Genomic DNA, 17,222 nt, shown 5'->3' on the forward strand with positions numbered 1-17,222 from the left:
GGTGTAAGACATGCCGCAGTTTTTTATGAATAAAAGATTAATGTTGCTCCTTGTCTGTGTCATCGTACTGGTGGCCATGATTGGTTTTTCAGTGAAAAGCGGCAGAGGTGCTTCATGGCCGGAAAAATTAGTGGGGGATACGACAGGCTTTTTTCAAGGTGTCTTTCATAAACCATCACAATTTATTGCCGGTATTTATGGGAACGTACAAGATTTAAAGAACACATATGATGAAAACGAGCGTCTTCGAAAAAAACTTGATGGACAAACTCAATATGAGGCGAAACTTCAAGAACTAGAAGATGAGAACAAAAAGCTTCGCAAACAGCTTGGCTATGTGAACTCTATTCGTGACTACACGCCAATTCTATCAACTGTTATCGCAAGAAACCCTTCTCTTTGGGATAGCTTTGTGATGATTGATAAAGGGAAAAAACAAGGCGTGGAAAAAGATATGGCAGTCACTAATGAGAGTGGCGCATTAATTGGGAAGATTGAAAGTGATAAGCTCAACAATTTTACTTCGACTGTAAGATTGCTAAGCTCTACTGACCAAAATAATAGAATTTCAACGAAAATTTTTGCGAAAAAGGGCAAAGAAGAACTCAATGGAATCATTAACGGTTATGACAGCAAGAAAAAAATGCTGACTATGAATATTCTGAAATCCGATGCAGATGGGGATGTCAAAAAAGGAGATCTTGTTGAAACATCTGGAGCAGGGGGCGTATTCCCGCAAGGCTTAACGATTGGTAAGGTAAGTGAAATCGAGCCAGACCATTACGGCCTGACAAAGATCATTTACGTAGAACCAGCGGCTGAACTCAACAATTTAGACCGCGTGATTGTGGTGAATCGCAGCACAAGTACAGCAGATGCATCTGAATTGACGAAGGAGGAAGGCTCGTGAAACGTGTCCTTCTTGCTTTCGTCATGTTGTTTATCTTCGTATTTGACAGCATTTTTGTTGATTTAGTGAAGCTCCCATTTGTTTCAGAGAATCAAATTTTAGCTCCTCATTTCATTTTACTCGCACTTGTATTTTTGACTGCTTTTGTGAATCAAAAATATGGTGTGATTTACGGATTTATCTTTGGACTTTTATATGATATTTCATATACAGGTATACTTGGTGTTCATATGTTTGGCTTTGGGGCGCTTTGCTATTTGTTAGCAAAAGCCTTTAAAGTTCTGCAAACGAATATGTTAGTCGTTGTCTTTCTGTCGATTATTGCTGTTTCCGTGATGGAGTTTTATGTATACGGCGTTCAAGCGACAATTCAACCAGGGATTATGCCGTTTAATACGTATGTCATCGAACGCTTTATTCCAACGATTCTTTTAAATACTGCTGCGTCTCTCATACTTGTTGTGCCGTTTAGGCTCTTTTTCACCCACGTGAAACAAGGACTGATCGACGAATAAAAGCAGGAGTTTGTCCAATTACGGCGAAATGAGTATGTTGTTGAGGTGAGCATCTTGAAAACTCAAAAACAGCAATATGTGACGATAAAAGGTACAAAAAACGGATTAACATTACAGTTAAATGATGACTGTTCGTTTGATGACCTTCTTTCCGGCTTGCGAGAGGTTCTATTACTTGAGCAATATACAGATGGAAGAGAAGGACATAAGGTCAATGTGCATATTAAGCTTGGTTTTCGGTATTTAACAGAGGATCAGGAGACACGTTTGACTGAAGCGGTGTCTGAAAATGAACATCTCGTCATCCACTCCATTGAAAGTGAAGTCATGTCAACTGAAGAGGCGAGACGATTAAAAGCAGAGGCTGAAATTACTTCTGTAGCAAAAATTGTGCGCTCTGGACAGGTGCTGCATGTCGAAGGAGATCTTTTATTAATAGGAGATGTCAATCCTGGCGGAACGATTCGCGCAGGAGGAAATATTTTTGTGCTTGGCGCATTAAAAGGTGTGGCGCATGCTGGATGTAATGGCAACAAACAGGCTGTTATTGCGGCATCTCATATGATTCCAACACAGCTTCGCATCGCACAAGTTTTTAACCGTGCACCAGACCAAAAAGAAGATGGAAATGAAATGGAATGTGCTTATTTAGATATAGATGGCAATATGATCATTGAACGCCTGCAGCAATTGGCTCATATAAGACCTAATCTGACAAGGCTTGAGGGAGGAATGTGAAATTGGGCGAGGCTATTGTGATTACCTCAGGAAAAGGCGGCGTTGGCAAAACAACAACATCTGCAAACTTAGGCACAGCACTAGCAATTCAAGGGAAAAAAGTGTGTCTAGTTGATACCGATATCGGCCTTCGGAATCTGGATGTCGTGATGGGGCTAGAAAACCGCATTATTTATGATCTAGTCGATGTAGTAGAAGGAAGATGCAAAATTCATCAAGCGCTTGTAAAAGATAAGCGTTTCGAGGATCTTTTGTATCTTTTACCTGCTGCTCAAACAAGTGATAAAACGGCTGTAGAGCCGGAACAGATCAAAGAATTAATTCAATCATTGAAACAAGACTTTGATTATGTTGTCATTGACTGCCCTGCTGGAATTGAGCAAGGCTTTAAAAATGCTGTATCTGGTGCAGACAAGGCCATTGTCGTGACGACGCCTGAAATCTCAGCTGTGAGAGATGCGGACCGAATCATCGGTTTGTTAGAACAAGAAGATATCGAACCGCCTCGTTTGATTGTCAATCGTATTCGTACACACATGGCGAAAAATGGCGATTCAATGGATGTAGATGAAGTGGTACATCATTTATCAATTGATCTACTTGGCATTGTAGCAGATGATGATGATGTGATTAAGGCTTCAAACAATGGTGAACCGATTGTAATGGATGCTAAAAACAAAGTATCGATTGCCTATCGCAATATTGCCCGCCGCGTACTAGGCGAATCTGTTCCGCTTCAATCTTTTGAAGAAGAAAACAAGGGAATGTTTGCAAAGCTCAAAGCATTTTTTGGTGTAAGAGCATAATCACTGAACCGTGATAGAAAACCTTTGCAGTCTAGGAAAGACGGCTACCTTTGCGAAGCGAATTTGACATTCGTGAGTACCGGAGCGCAGACCTGACACCGAATGCGAGGGTTTGTCTGCACGCTGAGACCGATTCGATGAGAATCGGTCTTTTTGTTGCATATCAGATGGGGTTGTCACATAAAATGTACAAACTGTTTGTATGTAAAGGGTGATCTCATGAAAAGAGTGGACGAGTACCGAAAGAAAATCGCGCAGCGCCGCAAAATGATGCAGCCAGCCGCTCCTCCTAAGAAGACGGCTTTCAAGAAAAAAGAAGATATCCCGCCATGGGTTATGCTGACAGAGGAAGAAAAGCATTCTGGCTCGACCTCCTATGAACCGGCGTCCCATCAGCCAAAGAAATACCGTCATCCCTTATTTAACCCGAATACCTTTGTGCTTAAATGCTTATTATCAGCGTCCCTTGTCTTGATTGCAGCCATTTCATTTAAAGGTCAGACAGGTCCGTTTCAGCAGCTGAAGCCAATGATTACTCAGACTTTTGAGCAAGATTTTCAATTTGCTGCTGCTAACCGCTGGTTTGAAAAAACAGTTGGACATCCGCTGGCCTTTTTAACAGAGAAAAAAGATGGCCAAAAGGACGTACAAGCGAATCAAGAACTAGCTGTTCCTGCCTCTGGTAAAGTGCAGGAATCCTTTACGCAAAATGGAGCAGGTGTCAAAGTGGAGACATCCGCTGAAGCCATTGATAGTATGAAGGAAGGCTATGTGGTCGAGGTGAAAAAACAAAGCGATACAGGGCTTACCGTTGTAGTGCAGCATGCAGATAACAGCTATAGCTGGTACGGTCAATTAAAGAAAGCCGATGTGGCCTTATACGATTTTGTCGATAAGGGTGAAAAAATTGGCCAGATTTCGCTTGATGATCAAGGGAAGGGCACGTATTACTTTGCTATTAAGCAAAATGAACAATTTATCGATCCTATTCAGGTGATGACCTTTGAATAGATGGCTGCTCATGCTGACGAAAATTCACATCCATCCGCTGCTGTGGATTGTGATGGCGTTTGCGATTCTGTCAGGTCAAATCAAGCCGCTGCTTTGTCTGCTCGTGATTGTTTGTGTCCATGAACTTGGACATGCAGCGGCTGCCTGCTATTATCATTGGCGCATTCGGCGGATTTTTTTACTGCCATTTGGCGGAACGGTGGAAGTAGAGGAACATGGGAACCGTCCGTTAAAAGAAGAGCTGGCGGTCATTTTGTGCGGGCCGCTTCAGCATGTACCGCTCCAGCTCATCGCATGGCTTTTCATGGAGGCTTCTCTTATCTCGCACGATGTCTTTACGATGTTTACCTTTTATAATATGGCGATTTTCCTTGTGAATCTTTTGCCCGTTTGGCCGCTTGATGGCGGAAAATTATTCTTTTTGCTCTTATCTGTTTTTTACCCTTTCCAACGTGCACATGCCCTAGCAATAAAAGGCTCACTTGTCTTTTTCGGTCTATTGACAGGAGGGTTACTTTTGTTTGCACCGCTGCAATTCAATGGCTGGGTGCTGCTTACTTTTTTAGCTTATTCACTCGTGATGGAGCACAGGCAGCGGCATTACGTCAGGGTTCGCTTTTTACTAGAACGGTATTACGGTAAAAAAGAGCAAAAGGTAGAAAAACTGATTCCGCTGAGAGCAAGTGCAGAGGAAAAAGTATACGAAGTGATGGCACGATTTCAAAGGGGCTGCAAGCATCCGATTATTATTGAAAGAGATGGCGTGAAGATGAGCCAGCTTGATGAAAATGAACTGCTCCATGCGTATTTTTCAGATCGCAGAACCACCTCCTCAATGGAAGAGCTTCTTTTACCATACTAATGGTGAAAATACATTGACATTCTGCGTCTAGTTTGATATATTTTTTAATGTTATGGATATGTAGCACCCGTGCTACAACCGCGCGGAGCAGGTGTAAAGTGCCTATGGCCCCCTGTATTCGGCGAGTCTGAGTTTATTAGGAGGTGCAGAGATGTACGCAATTATCGAAACTGGTGGTAAACAAGTAAAAGTTGAAGAAGGTCAAACTGTTTATGTTGAAAAACTAGCTGCTGAAGCAGGTGAAACAGTAACTTTCGAAAACGTATTGTTTGTCGGCGGAGACACTGTCAAAGTGGGTAACCCTTCAGTTGCTGGAGCAACAGTAACGGCTAAAGTTGAAAAACAAGGTCGCGGTAAGAAAATTACTGTGTTCAAGTACAAACCGAAGAAAAACAACCACAAGAAACAAGGTCATCGTCAACCTTACACTAAAGTTGTTATCGAAAAAATCAACGCTTAAGGCGTGTGAGTGATATGATCAAAGCAACCATTACTCGGTCATCAGCAGATGAAAGCATTACGTCTTTTCAGATGACTGGACATGCCGAGTTTGCTGAAAAAGGTCAGGATCTCGTTTGTGCAGGTGTATCTGCTGTTGTTTTCGGCTCAGTCAATTCAATTATTGCACTGACAGGATTGGACCCACTGCTTGATATTGGTGAAGATGGCGGCTACTTCTCTTTTGAACTGCCGGCTGATACAGATCCAGTATCCTTTGAAAAAGCCCAGCTGCTTTTAGAAGGCATGGTCGTTTCCTTAGAGACAATTGAACGAGATTATCACGATTATGTGAGAATATCAACAAAAAAATAGGAGGTGAACTTCATGCTTAGATTAGATCTTCAATTTTTCGCATCTAAAAAAGGGGTAGGTTCTACAAAGAACGGACGTGACTCTGAGTCTAAACGTTTAGGCGCTAAACGTGCTGATGGTCAATTCGTAACTGGTGGTTCTATCCTTTATCGTCAACGTGGAACGAAAATCTATCCAGGTGAAAACGTTGGACGCGGAGGCGACGACACTCTTTTCGCTAAAATCGACGGAACAGTTAAATTCGAACGTTTCGGTCGTGACCGTAAAAAAGTGAGCGTATATCCTGCGGCACAATAATTGCTAAAAACTCCGGTCATTGACTGGAGTTTTTTCACTTTTTACAAGCAGTACCGAAGATGATAAAAGAAGATGCACTCCATAAATATCAAAGAACGTTTGCTGACTTTGCCTCATTTTCTCCTATACGATCAGAAAAAACAACCTTTCCTCACATAACTAGTGTTTTTCTATGCTGTCTTCTCTGTTATAATTCAGGGAGACATATTGATGATAAGACTCCTAAAAGAGAGACCAAACGATTGGGAGTGCGATAATGGAAGAGATACCAAGTAAAGAAAATGAAAAATTAACTCACGTTGCATTAACAAATGAATTGATCTATCTGCTCAGTCGTTCAAGACACGACTGGATGAATAAATTACAGCTGATCAAAGGCAACTTGACATTAGAAAAATATGACCGCGTGTTTGAAATTATAGAAGAAATGGTCATTGAAGCACAGCATGAATCCAAACTCTCAAATTTAAAAATTCCCCAATTGGCCTATTACTTTCTAACATTTAATTGGGAGTCGCATTTTATCACCTTAGAATATGAAGTGCTTGGTGAAACCCGAGACTTATCAGCATATGAATCGCAGCTGCTAACGGTATCACAGGAGTTGTTTTCGATATTCGATCAATCAGTTTGCCAAAAAACTGAAAATCATTTAACGGTCACTTTCCAAACAGATCATGAAGAAAATGATGTGATCTTATATTTTGATTTCAAAGGAAAATTAACAAGTTTGGATGCGTTAAATGCGTTTCATGACGCAAACTATCCATGTATGAGTATAACGCAATTTCATGTGACGCCTCATGAGTCCATGATTGAGCTTTGTTTGAGGCAAGAACGAGATATGTGATGCAGAGAAACGGAGGAAGTTATGTTTGTAGATCAGGTTAAAGTGTATGTTAAAGGCGGTGACGGCGGAAACGGTATGGTGGCGTTCCGTCGTGAAAAATATGTACCAAGGGGCGGCCCAGCAGGCGGCGACGGCGGAAATGGTGCAGATGTTGTATTTGAAGTAGACGAAGGACTTAGAACGTTAATGGACTTTCGTTATAAGCGCCATTTCAAGGCTGACCGCGGCGAGCACGGAATGAGTAAAAACCAGCATGGCCGAAATGCGGAAGAAATGATTGTCAAAGTTCCGCCGGGTACGGTTGTGACAGATGCAGAGACGGAACAAGTACTAGCTGACTTGACAGAGCATGGGCAGCGGGCTGTAATTGCCAAAGGCGGACGTGGCGGACGTGGGAATTCACGCTTCGCAACACCAGCAAACCCTGCACCACAGCTGTCTGAAAACGGTGAGCCAGGTAAAGAACGTGACGTCATCTTAGAATTAAAAGTACTTGCAGATGTTGGACTTGTTGGTTTCCCAAGTGTCGGGAAGTCAACGCTGCTCTCGATTGTCTCTTCTGCGAAACCAAAAATTGCGGATTATCATTTTACAACGCTTGTACCGAACCTCGGGGTTGTTGAAACGGACGATAACCGAAGCTTTGTTATGGCGGATCTGCCAGGACTGATCGAAGGAGCGCACGAAGGCGTTGGCTTAGGTCATCAATTTTTACGTCATATTGAGCGTACACGTGTCATTGTCCATGTCATTGATATGTCTGGACTTGAAGGACGTGACCCATACGAAGACTACGTGACGATTAATGAAGAGCTTGAGCAGTACAATATGAGATTGACAGAGCGTCCGCAAATCATTGTTGCGAACAAAATGGACATGCCAGATGCAGCTGACAATCTAGAGGCATTTAAAGAAAAATTAACGGATGACTATAAAGTGTTCCCGATTAGTGCGATCACAAGAGAAGGGCTTCGTGAGCTCTTATTTGAAATCGCCAATCAGCTTGAAACAACACCGGAATTCCCGCTCTATAATGAAGAGGAGCTGTCGGATAACCGCGTGATGTACAGATTTGATGAAGGCGATGCACCATTTGAGATCTCTAGAGATCCTGATGGCACATTTGTCTTAACGGGTAAAGCACTTGAGCGTCTGTTTAAGATGACAGACTTCTCAAGAGATGAATCTGTTAAACGATTCTCTAGACAGCTGCGCGGAATGGGTGTCGATGATGCCTTGCGTGAGCGCGGAGCAAAAGATGGCGACATCATTCGTCTGCTTGAATTTGAATTCGAATTTATTGATTGATCAAAAGGAGGGTCCAGACCATGGGCTCTCCCGTTTTTAAAAGGGGAGAAAACAGGTGAAAGAAGAAACGTTCTATTTAGTAAGAGAGGATGTACTTCCAGATGCGATGCGAAAAACGCTTGAAGTCAAAAAGCTTCTCGATCGCAAAAAAGCGGATTCAGTTGCTGATGCTGTTCAAAAAGCGGATTTAAGCCGCAGTGCTTTTTATAAATATCGAGATGCTGTTTTTCCATTTTATACAATGGTGAAAGAGCAGATCATCACATTGTTTTTCCACCTTGAGGATCGGTCTGGAGCTTTATCAAGACTGCTTCAAATTGTGGCTGACTCTGGCTGTAATGTGTTATCCATTCACCAAACGATTCCGCTGCAAGGAAGAGCGAATGTCACCTTATCAATTAGTACAGCTGGTATGGCAGATGATATCAACACCGTCATGAATCAATTAAGAAAGCTTGAATTTGTCGAAAAAGTCGAAATTCTCGGTTCTGGGGCGTAAAAGGAGAGATCATAGCAGATGAAGCAATTAACTGTAGGTTATTTTGGACCAGAGGCAACATTTACTCATTTGGCCGTATGCTCTTGTTTTCCAAAAGATGCGGTGCAGCGTGCCTATGCAACGATTCCACAATGTATGGATGCTGTGTCAAAAGGCGAAGTCGATTTGGCGGTCGTTCCACTTGAAAATGCACTCGAAGGCTCTGTGAACTTAACGATTGATTATTTAATTCATGAAGAAGCGCTGTCCATTGTGGGGGAGATGACAGCACCAATTCGGCAGCATTTGCTTGTCCACCCATCAAGAGCGAAGAGCTGGGAGACGTTAGATGTCATTCAATCGCATCCTCACGCGATTGCCCAGTGTCATCAATTTCTGAAAAAGCAGTACCCTCATATTCCTCATCGGCCAGTGGAATCAACAGGCTATGCAGCAAAATACATCAGTGAGCATCCAGATGAAGCTGTCGGGGCTATTGCCAATGAAATTGCCGCAAAAACGTATGGTTTGGCGATTGCAAAAAAAGACATTCATGATTATCCGCACAACCATACACGCTTTGTGATTTTACATAAAGATCCTAACGCATCGTTCCCAATGAATTCTGGTTTCTCATCAAAGCCAAAAACGACCATTGTGGTCAGTCTGCCTAAGGATGACCAATCAGGCGCATTGCACCGCGTGCTGTCTGCTTTTTCTTGGCGGAATCTCAACTTGTCAAAAATTGAATCTCGTCCGACAAAAACAGGCCTTGGACATTATTTATTTATTATTGATATTGAAAAAGAATTGGATGATGTCCTCGTCCCTGGTGCGATTCAAGAATTAGAAGCGATTGGCTGTGAGGTCAAGCTGCTCGGCAGCTATCAAACATATGAATTAACGAATGAAAAATAGTGTCCCGTGCAGGACACTATTTTTTTAGTCTTTTATTAAAAACCCAGCATCATCCAGCGCTTGAATGGCTTGATCAAGCTGCTTTTGGCTGTAAGAAGTGAGAGTATGCAGATGCACGCCGTCTGTTAGTTCTGACAAGTAGGACGCGCCGGTGTTAGAAATATGATGGACAAAATCAGCAACTTGTTTCCGTGTGCTGACGCGAATAGAGGCCGTTAGTTCACCATAAACGGGGTGCTCAATGATCACATCTTTCACCGTCACTCCAAAGTCTACAATCAATGTCAGTTCCTCTTCTGTACGAGCAGGATCATGTTTGCAGGCGATGATTTGTTCAATTTCTCTTTCTGGCGCATGCTGCGCTGCCATATACACATAGCCTTGGCTTGTGGCAATAATGGGTTCGCTTTTTGCTTTTAATAATGAAATATCTTGTACAATGACTTGCCGAGAGACAGCCGCCTTTTTAGCTAAAAAGCTTCCAGTAAGCGGTGTGTCTGTTTCTTTCAGCCACTCTAAAATGGCGTTTCTTCTTTCTTCGCCAATGAGTTTCCTCTCTTGCTCCACGTCCTAAGCTCCCTTCTTCTCCTTTTGCAAATGCTCAAATGTATGCAAAAGCTGATCGATGTCATCTTTTGATGACTGATATCCAAATGATAGTCGAATAAATTGTAGGGCATCACGATCTGATACACGCAATGCCTTCACAGCAGGGGAAGGATGGTGATAACCGGAAGCACATGCGCTTCCAGTAGATAGACAAATCCCATGCCGGTTACATGCTAACATTACATATTGTCCTTCAAACCCTTCAAAAAAACAACCAATAATATGAGGAAGCGTGCGGCGATTGTCAATGTCCTGAAGTGTACGAACTGGCAGCTGTCTTATTTTTAACTGCTGAAGAAAATAATCACGCAGCTGCTTATCTAATTTTTGCTGTTCATCCAGCCTAAGCATCGCTTGTTCACTTGCAGCAGCAAAAGCACCGATACATGGAACGTTTACTGTCCCTGGACGTAAGCCATTTTCCTGAACTGCTCCTGTATATAAAGGTTTCCAAGGAACATGAGCGCCCATATAAACGGCACCAGCGCCTTTAGGAGCATACACTTTATGACTTGAGATGGACACAGCATCGACTCCAAGTTCTTTGATGGACACACGAATCTTTCCAAATGTTTGCACAGCATCTGTATGAAAAAGAATGTTCCTTTCTTTTAAAAGAGGCGCTAATTCAGCAAGCGGCTGGATAATTCCTGTTTCTGAATTAGCATGCTGAATAGATACTAGTCCTGTTTCAGGCAATAATGCTTTTTTGAGAATGTCCTTTGTTATGATTCCATCCTGATTCGGTTCAATGATCGTGACTTTTACGCCAAGACGCTCTAAGCTGCTAACTGCATAATGAACAGAAGGATGCTCAACTGAAGTTGTGATGACATGCTGTTGATGTGCTGGCAGTCCATTGATGATCGATTGAATCGCAAGGAGATTGGATTCAGTTCCACCGCTTGTAAAATAGATCCCATCCGGTTCACCCTCGATCATGGCAGCGAGTGATTGTCTGCTGTAAGTCAATATGTCATTTGCTTTTCCCCCAGCATCATGAAGGCTGCTTGCATTTCCGTAGAAATTTTTGCTTAGCTGCTCAAAAACATGCAGCGCTTCCTCTGAAACAGGTGTAGAAGCTGCGTAATCTAAATAAACCAACCCATCCATCTCCCGTGTGAAAATTTTTTCTTGTATTTATTTTAGTGTTGTGTAATGATATGTGTCAAGACAGGTGTAAATGACAGGAGGGGCGATGGTGTCATCAATCAAAAAAGTCATTGTGGTGGGATCAGGCATTGCAGCGCTTTCCTTTGCAAAAACCATTTCGAAAAGCTGCCAGGTCATCATGATGACAAAAAAACAATGTTCATCTAGTAATTCCATGCTGGCTCAAGGAGGAATCGCTGCTGCCTTTTCAGCACATGACTCAGCTGAGCAGCATGTGCAAGATACACTAGCTGCCGGCTGTGATCACAATGATGAAAGAACCGTACAAGAAATCGTGAGACTTGGAAAACACCTTGTGGAGCAGCTCGTAGCAGAAGGCTGTCCATTTGATCAAGATGAGGCAGGAGAGCCGCAATTAGGCAAAGAGGGAGCACATACCACTCATCGCATCTTGCATGCAGGAGGAGATCAATCAGGTAAAACCCTTGTACAGTTTCTGAAAAGTCAGCTCGGCTCACATATTCATTTATACGAATATCATCATGTCATTGATCTATTGATTCATGAAGGGACATGTACGGGTGTTGTATGGAAAGACGAGACAGGACACGTACATACGATGACCGCAGATGCCGTTGTTTTATCAACTGGCGGCTGCGGCTCCCTATATGAGACAAACACAAATGATCCTTCTATCACAGGAGACGGACTGATGATGGCCTATCGAGCCGGGGCACAATTAGTGGATCTCGAATTTGTTCAATTCCATCCAACTCTTTTAACAATCGCTGGAAAAGCAGTTGGCCTCATTTCAGAGGCAGTACGGGGAGAGGGAGCTTATTTAGAAGATGAAACAGGCAGGCGGATCATGAAAGGTATTCACCCACAAGCTGATTTAGCACCTAGAGATGTGGTCGCTAGAACTATTTTTCATGAGCAGCAATTAGGTCATCAATTGTATCTTAACATCCATGATATCCCGCATTTTTCAGCTCGTTTTCCGGCCATAGCTCAGATGTGCCAGCGTGCAGGCGTTGATATGGAAAACGGCAGGCTGCCAATTTCCCCCGGTATGCACTTTTTAATGGGCGGCATCAGCGTCAATGAATATGGAGAAACGACTGTTCCAGCGCTATTTGCCATTGGAGAAGCGGCCTGTACTGGCTTACACGGTGCGAATCGATTGGCGAGTAATTCTCTTCTGGAAGGTCTCGTGTTAGGCAGCAAAGCGGCACAGAGAATTGAACAACTGCCTAAACAGAAAGAAACAAGTCCACCTTTTTCCATTCAAGAAATATGGATGGTCCCAATGATTTCAACAACTCAGCTGAGACAATGGATGACTACATTTGCGGCCATTGTGAGAGATGAAAAAGGCTTGCAGACCTTGCTTCATTCGTTACAGCATGTCAATTTTCAGCAAATTAATGTGAAGGATATCACAAATGAACAGATCGAATTAAGCAATCAATGGGCATTAGCGGTTTGCCTTGCCAAATCTGCATTACTCCGTACAGAAAGCAGAGGCGGCCATTATCGAATGGATTATCCAGAGCGGAGCGATGCGTTGTGGCGGGGCAGGCAGATTGTTCATGAAAAAGGTCACATTCATATCATGAAAAATGAAAGGATCGGTGCCAAATGGAACGTTTACAGTTAAAACAAATGCTCACTCATTTTTTCACAGAAGATATTGGCTTTGGAGATGTATCAGCAGATGCCATCTTTGGGGACAAGAAGGGAACAGCTTTTATCATTGCGAAACAATCTGGTGTATTGGCAGGATCACAAGTGATTGATCTAGGGTACCGCCTGTTGAATGAACAGATTCAAACGGAGCTGTATTTTCAAGAAGGTGATTGGATTCATTCAGGCGCTGTACTGGCGAAAATAAAGGGCCCAGTCAACGACTTATTAAAGGGAGAGAGGGTCATTTTAAATCTTTTGCAGCGAATGACAGGTATCGCCACCTTAACACATGAGGCGGTGCAGCGATTAGGCGACCCGTCTATTACGATTTGTGATACGAGAAAAACGACACCCGGCCTGCGTATGTTAGAGAAATACGCAGTGAAGACAGGCGGTGGAAAGAATCATCGCTTTGGCTTATCGGATGGGGTGATGATTAAAGATAATCATATTGCCGCATGCGGTTCTATTCGTGAAGCTGTAGAGAAAGCAAGAGCATATGCCGGTCATATGGTGAAAATTGAAGTGGAAATTGAATCAGAAACGCAGCTTATAGAAGCCATTGATGCAAAAGCGGATGTCATCATGTTTGATAACTGCTCTCCGGACGAGGTAAAACGTTTTAAACAAATGACGCCAGAGTCCATTCTGACAGAGGCTTCAGGGGGCATCACGCTAGAGACATTGCCAAGCTACAGGGGGACAGGAGTCGACCTTATTTCACTTGGTTTTCTGACTCATTCTGCTCCAGCATTTGATTTTAGTATGAATATGGAATTCAGTCATAAAGGGGGAACAACTCATGTCCATGCTTAATGTATTAGCCAATCAACATGCAGTCATGATGCCAGATGAATATAAACACCGCTCTGATGATGAGATGAAGCAGCGAGTGTTAGACATTAAGCGGGCTTTTGGCTCAAAGCTTTTTATACCAGGCCACCATTATCAAAAGGATGAGGTCATTGAATTTGCAGATGCAACAGGAGATTCATTGCAGCTGGCACAAATAGCGGCTGACAATCATGAGGCTGAATACATTGTATTCTGCGGTGTTCATTTTATGGCAGAAACGGCAGATATGCTGTCAAACAAGAATCAGAGCGTTGTATTGCCAGATATGAGGGCAGGCTGTTCCATGGCAGATATGGCAAATATGAAACAAACAGACAGAGCATGGGAGCAGCTCACTAATTTGTTTGGGGATACAATACTTCCGCTTACGTATGTCAATTCAACAGCAGACATTAAAGCATTTGTTGGCAAACATGGCGGGGCAACAGTGACTTCATCAAATGCTAAAAAAGTACTCGAGTGGGCGCTGACACAAAAAGAGCGGATTCTGTTTCTCCCTGATCAGCACCTAGGACGTAATACAGCATTTGATTTAGGTATTCCGCTAGAAGAAATGGCTGTCTGGGATCAGATAGAAGAAAAGCTTATCACCGATCAGCCGCTTTCCCGGATCAAGATGATTTTATGGAAAGGCCATTGCTCTGTACATGAGAAGTTTACCGTTCGGAATATAGAAGAAATGAGAAAAAAAGACCGTGACATTCAAATTCTTGTTCATCCTGAATGCACGCATGAGGTCGTAAGGGCTTCTGACCTAGCAGGTTCAACGAAATTTATTATTGATACGATCAAACAGGCGCCAGCAGGAAGCAAATGGGCGATTGGAACAGAGATGAATTTAGTCAAACGGATCATAGCGCAGCACCCAGATAAACAAATTGAATCCCTTAACCCAGATATGTGTCCATGTTTGACTATGAACCGGATTGATCTGCCTCATTTGCTATGGTCACTGGAAAGCATTGAGAAGGGTCAGCCGGCCGGGTTGATACAGGTCAATGAAGACATCACGAAAGACGCTTTGCTTGCACTTGAGAAAATGCTCGCCATTAAATAATGAATCAGCCCCTCCTATCAGAAAACAAGTTTTTATCATATCGGCTTGTAAATAGGCATAAATTTATGTTGAAACATATTGTACTTCTGACATAACCGTTACGTTCACGTTTTGCATAGGAGGGGAAAACGTTGAAAATTCATATTGTGCAAAAAGGAGACTCCCTTTGGAAAATTTCAAAGAAATACGGAGTCGACTTTCAAGAATTGAAAAAACTAAATTCACAGCTCAGTAATCCTGATTTAATCATGCCGGGTATGAAGATTAAAATTCCATCTAGTGGTGTTCCTGTAAAAACAGATCATCACAAAGCAAAAGAAATGCCAAAAACGAAAGAACATCCGTATGTGAAAGAAAAGCCAAAAGATGTCGTGCAAGTGCAAGATACGAAACCGAAGGAAAAGCCAAATGAACCGGTGCCATATGTACCGCCAGTGCCAAAAATCGAGCAGCCAGTTTTTCCGCAAGTGGATGTGAACTATTATCAGACCAATCTCTACCAGCCATTCACACCTCCTCCCAAAAAAGATCATCATGAAAAAAAAGATCACGTTCATGAGAAGAAAGATCATGTTCATGACAAAAAGGATCACAAGGATCATTTTCATCATGAAAATAAAGACCACAAAGATAACAAGGGTCATGTCCATCATGAAAATAAGGAACATAAAGATCACAAGGACCATTTTCATCATGAAAATAAAGGTCATCTAAAAGATGAAGTGGCAAAGGGGTATGATCCGTTTATTCATATTCCGCATCAAAAAGAGGAGGGAAAAGACATGGAGCATGGCAATTATCCGAACCTTCCTAACTTCCCGCAAATGCCAAATGTGGGAGGGGCAGCGGTAGGGGGAATGGCTGAAAATAACGAGCATCATCACCAGCATCATCATCATGAACCATATGATCCTTATTTTGGTTATGGCCATGGTCATTACATGCCGGCGATGTATCCATATCCGCAGCAAATGGTGCCGGCATCGCCAATTTTACCGGGATCGGGCTTATGTTATCCTATCCATCCATATTATCACCATCATATGATGCCATATCCATACCCGGCTCATCCTTATTATCCTGCGTATCAAGCGCCTGCTTACTACGGAGAAAATCATGAGCACCATGCAAACGACGGACATCACTGGCATCACCATACGCATCCAAACGCCAATGCAAATGCCAACGCAAATCAAGGCTTTTATCCAAACGTTTCAAATGCAGCATATGGCAAGGAAGATTGCGGATGCGATGATGGCATGAAGCATCATCAGCCTTGGCCAGGACATTATCCGAATCCTGTTCCTTATGGCCAAATGGGGGCTTATCCAGCTCAGCCTTACATGCAGCCATATCCAGGTCAATCCGTTTTTGCAAGGCCGGAGGAAGAAGAAGAAGATTAATGACAGAAGGAACGATCTCAATCGTTCCTTTCAGCGTGTAGACAAACCCTCGCATTCGGTGTCAGGTCTGCGCGCCGGTACTCACGAATGTCAAATTCGCTCCGTTCCGGTGCTCGCCCTTCCTAGACTGCAAAGGTTTTCTATTACGCTGAAAAGAAGACAAATGGCTAAAATCAAAAACATTTTAGCCATTTGTCACCAATCAGAAGGAACGATCTCAATCGTTCCTTTTTTTGTTTATAACTGACAGCTTGATTTTTTTCCTAACTGTACATGCTAAAACAGAGCCTGTTTCGCGCTCATGAGATTGAATTTGTACAGGGGGTTTTTCGTTTGAGACAAAAATGGCAAAAAACAATCGCATTAGTGCTTCTTCCTATTGGTTTAACAGCATGTGGTGCAAATAATAACGCAGGTGTCGATACACGTCATAATCAATCAGGCCAGCCGGTTGGTTATCATTCGAATCAACGAGCGGAAGACAACAACCAAGATCATCAAGGACCAGTTTCTGAACTCATGGAGGGAATGAACGGGAGAAATACAACAAATGTTGATTACCGTACACGTCCTCAAGCTGATGATCGAATGCCTCTCACAGGTGGAGATGGACGCTACAGTCATGGAGATATGAACTATCATAACCAAATGTCGTTCTCAGGCTACGATAAACAAGAGAACATCCAGCGTTCAAGAAAAATTGCCAACCGCATCAATAAAATGAATCACGTGGCAGACTCTCAAGTCATGGTGACGGATGAGAATGTGTATATTGCCATTAAATCAGATGGCCGCCTGACGTCAGAAGGCGTATCACAAGTAGAAGAAGCAGCGACTCGTTATGCGGATGGAAGAGCAGTCCAAGTCATAAAAGATGAAGGTGCATTCACACGCTTTAGAGACATGAGAAGAACGCAATTTGAAACAGGCCAAACAGGCATGACCCGATAGTTTGACACAAAAAGGCTAAAGTTCATTACGAACTTTAGC

General features: G+C 42.9%; 20 protein-coding genes and 1 other annotated feature. Of the genes, 18 read left to right on the top strand and 2 right to left on the bottom strand.

Annotated features, from left to right (window positions below):
• The first annotated feature begins 10 nt into the window (after positions 1-10).
• The 13 genes from mreC (at position 11) to pheA (ending at position 9,506) form a co-directional block, all read left to right on the top strand.
• Positions 11-910: a rod shape-determining protein MreC gene (mreC, locus tag JJ692_RS08565; RefSeq protein WP_024423163.1), complete on the top strand. Its 900-nt coding sequence runs from the start codon at positions 11-13 to the stop codon at positions 908-910.
• Positions 907-1,425 carry a rod shape-determining protein MreD gene (gene mreD / locus JJ692_RS08570; RefSeq protein WP_073206528.1) on the top strand — a complete coding sequence of 173 codons (519 nt, stop codon included), beginning with the start codon at positions 907-909 and terminating at the stop codon, positions 1,423-1,425. Before mreC ends, mreD begins: the two co-directional genes overlap by 4 nt.
• A 54-nt stretch (positions 1,426-1,479) precedes the next feature.
• Complete coding sequence (gene minC, locus JJ692_RS08575) at positions 1,480-2,163, top strand: septum site-determining protein MinC (protein ID WP_024423161.1); 684 nt, start codon at positions 1,480-1,482, stop codon at positions 2,161-2,163.
• A 2-nt stretch (positions 2,164-2,165) separates the two neighbouring features.
• The gene (gene minD / locus JJ692_RS08580; protein WP_017358134.1) at positions 2,166-2,969 is read left to right on the top strand and encodes a septum site-determining protein MinD; all 804 of its coding nucleotides are present in this window, start codon (positions 2,166-2,168) and stop codon (positions 2,967-2,969) included.
• Positions 2,970-3,188: 219 nt separating this feature from the next.
• A complete protein-coding gene (locus tag JJ692_RS08585; RefSeq protein ID WP_024427844.1) occupies positions 3,189-3,980 on the top strand; it encodes a M23 family metallopeptidase in 792 nt (263 codons plus the stop codon).
• Positions 3,973-4,842 carry a M50 family metallopeptidase gene (locus JJ692_RS08590; protein WP_185853733.1) on the top strand — a complete coding sequence of 290 codons (870 nt, stop codon included), beginning with the start codon at positions 3,973-3,975 and terminating at the stop codon, positions 4,840-4,842. Before JJ692_RS08585 ends, JJ692_RS08590 begins: the two co-directional genes overlap by 8 nt.
• A 66-nt stretch (positions 4,843-4,908) precedes the next feature.
• Positions 4,909-4,981: a sequence feature (ribosomal protein L21 leader region), on the top strand.
• Between the two features lie 12 nt (positions 4,982-4,993).
• On the top strand, positions 4,994-5,302 hold the full coding sequence (rplU, locus tag JJ692_RS08595; RefSeq protein ID WP_003216781.1) for a 50S ribosomal protein L21: 309 nt from the start codon (positions 4,994-4,996) through the stop codon (positions 5,300-5,302).
• Positions 5,303-5,316: 14 nt separating this feature from the next.
• Positions 5,317-5,655 carry a ribosomal-processing cysteine protease Prp gene (locus JJ692_RS08600; protein ID WP_034621123.1) on the top strand — a complete coding sequence of 113 codons (339 nt, stop codon included), beginning with the start codon at positions 5,317-5,319 and terminating at the stop codon, positions 5,653-5,655.
• 12 nt (positions 5,656-5,667) lie between these two features.
• Complete coding sequence (rpmA, locus tag JJ692_RS08605; RefSeq protein WP_003216586.1) at positions 5,668-5,952, top strand: 50S ribosomal protein L27; 285 nt, start codon at positions 5,668-5,670, stop codon at positions 5,950-5,952.
• A 256-nt stretch (positions 5,953-6,208) separates the two neighbouring features.
• On the top strand, positions 6,209-6,802 hold the full coding sequence (locus JJ692_RS08610; protein WP_024423157.1) for a sporulation initiation phosphotransferase B: 594 nt from the start codon (positions 6,209-6,211) through the stop codon (positions 6,800-6,802).
• 21 nt (positions 6,803-6,823) lie between these two features.
• Positions 6,824-8,110: a GTPase ObgE gene (obgE, locus tag JJ692_RS08615; protein WP_206534416.1), complete on the top strand. Its 1,287-nt coding sequence runs from the start codon at positions 6,824-6,826 to the stop codon at positions 8,108-8,110.
• 55 nt (positions 8,111-8,165) lie between these two features.
• A complete protein-coding gene (locus JJ692_RS08620; RefSeq protein WP_008342790.1) occupies positions 8,166-8,609 on the top strand; it encodes an ACT domain-containing protein in 444 nt (147 codons plus the stop codon).
• 18 nt (positions 8,610-8,627) lie between these two features.
• Positions 8,628-9,506 carry a prephenate dehydratase gene (gene pheA, locus JJ692_RS08625; protein ID WP_206534417.1) on the top strand — a complete coding sequence of 293 codons (879 nt, stop codon included), beginning with the start codon at positions 8,628-8,630 and terminating at the stop codon, positions 9,504-9,506.
• Between the two features lie 24 nt (positions 9,507-9,530).
• Here the strand turns inward: pheA and JJ692_RS08630 are convergent, their stop codons facing one another.
• Positions 9,531-10,073, bottom strand: coding sequence for a transcription repressor NadR (locus JJ692_RS08630; protein ID WP_206534418.1), 543 nt, complete (start codon positions 10,071-10,073; stop codon positions 9,531-9,533).
• 3 nt (positions 10,074-10,076) lie between these two features.
• The gene (locus JJ692_RS08635; RefSeq protein ID WP_206534419.1) at positions 10,077-11,219 is read right to left on the bottom strand and encodes an IscS subfamily cysteine desulfurase; all 1,143 of its coding nucleotides are present in this window, start codon (positions 11,217-11,219) and stop codon (positions 10,077-10,079) included.
• Between the two features lie 94 nt (positions 11,220-11,313).
• Between JJ692_RS08635 and nadB the strand changes: the two genes are divergently transcribed.
• The 5 genes from nadB to JJ692_RS08660 all read left to right on the top strand — a co-directional run bounded on the left by nadB (position 11,314) and on the right by JJ692_RS08660 (position 17,183).
• Positions 11,314-12,888: an L-aspartate oxidase gene (gene nadB, locus JJ692_RS08640; RefSeq protein WP_206534420.1), complete on the top strand. Its 1,575-nt coding sequence runs from the start codon at positions 11,314-11,316 to the stop codon at positions 12,886-12,888.
• A complete protein-coding gene (gene nadC, locus JJ692_RS08645; RefSeq protein WP_125586684.1) occupies positions 12,870-13,733 on the top strand; it encodes a carboxylating nicotinate-nucleotide diphosphorylase in 864 nt (287 codons plus the stop codon). The genes nadB and nadC overlap by 19 nt, the downstream gene beginning before the upstream one ends.
• Positions 13,720-14,829: a quinolinate synthase NadA gene (gene nadA / locus JJ692_RS08650; RefSeq protein ID WP_025092436.1), complete on the top strand. Its 1,110-nt coding sequence runs from the start codon at positions 13,720-13,722 to the stop codon at positions 14,827-14,829. Before nadC ends, nadA begins: the two co-directional genes overlap by 14 nt.
• A 131-nt stretch (positions 14,830-14,960) precedes the next feature.
• Complete coding sequence (gene safA / locus JJ692_RS08655) at positions 14,961-16,232, top strand: SafA/ExsA family spore coat assembly protein (protein WP_206534421.1); 1,272 nt, start codon at positions 14,961-14,963, stop codon at positions 16,230-16,232.
• A gap of 333 nt (positions 16,233-16,565) precedes the next feature.
• Positions 16,566-17,183 carry a YhcN/YlaJ family sporulation lipoprotein gene (locus JJ692_RS08660; protein WP_024423149.1) on the top strand — a complete coding sequence of 206 codons (618 nt, stop codon included), beginning with the start codon at positions 16,566-16,568 and terminating at the stop codon, positions 17,181-17,183.
• Positions 17,184-17,222: the final 39 nt, after the last annotated feature.

Source organism: Bacillus sp. 3a, assembly GCF_017161885.1.
Classification (GTDB): domain Bacteria; phylum Bacillota; class Bacilli; order Bacillales; family Bacillaceae; genus Bacillus; species Bacillus safensis.

Bases quoted from the DNA above. Each gene is read 5' to 3' on its own strand.
- mreC (WP_024423163.1), top strand. From the start codon at position 11: ATGCCGCAGTTTTTTATGAATAAAAGATTAATGTTGCTCCTTGTCTGT.
- JJ692_RS08585 (WP_024427844.1), top strand. From the start codon at position 3,189: ATGAAAAGAGTGGACGAGTACCGAAAGAAAATCGCGCAGCGCCGCAAA.
- rplU (WP_003216781.1), top strand. From the start codon at position 4,994: ATGTACGCAATTATCGAAACTGGTGGTAAACAAGTAAAAGTTGAAGAA.
- JJ692_RS08600 (WP_034621123.1), top strand. From the start codon at position 5,317: ATGATCAAAGCAACCATTACTCGGTCATCAGCAGATGAAAGCATTACG.
- rpmA (WP_003216586.1), top strand. From the start codon at position 5,668: ATGCTTAGATTAGATCTTCAATTTTTCGCATCTAAAAAAGGGGTAGGT.
- JJ692_RS08610 (WP_024423157.1), top strand. From the start codon at position 6,209: ATGGAAGAGATACCAAGTAAAGAAAATGAAAAATTAACTCACGTTGCA.
- obgE (WP_206534416.1), top strand. From the start codon at position 6,824: ATGTTTGTAGATCAGGTTAAAGTGTATGTTAAAGGCGGTGACGGCGGA.
- pheA (WP_206534417.1), top strand. From the start codon at position 8,628: ATGAAGCAATTAACTGTAGGTTATTTTGGACCAGAGGCAACATTTACT.
- nadB (WP_206534420.1), top strand. From the start codon at position 11,314: ATGGTGTCATCAATCAAAAAAGTCATTGTGGTGGGATCAGGCATTGCA.
- nadC (WP_125586684.1), top strand. From the start codon at position 12,870: ATGGAACGTTTACAGTTAAAACAAATGCTCACTCATTTTTTCACAGAA.
- nadA (WP_025092436.1), top strand. From the start codon at position 13,720: ATGTCCATGCTTAATGTATTAGCCAATCAACATGCAGTCATGATGCCA.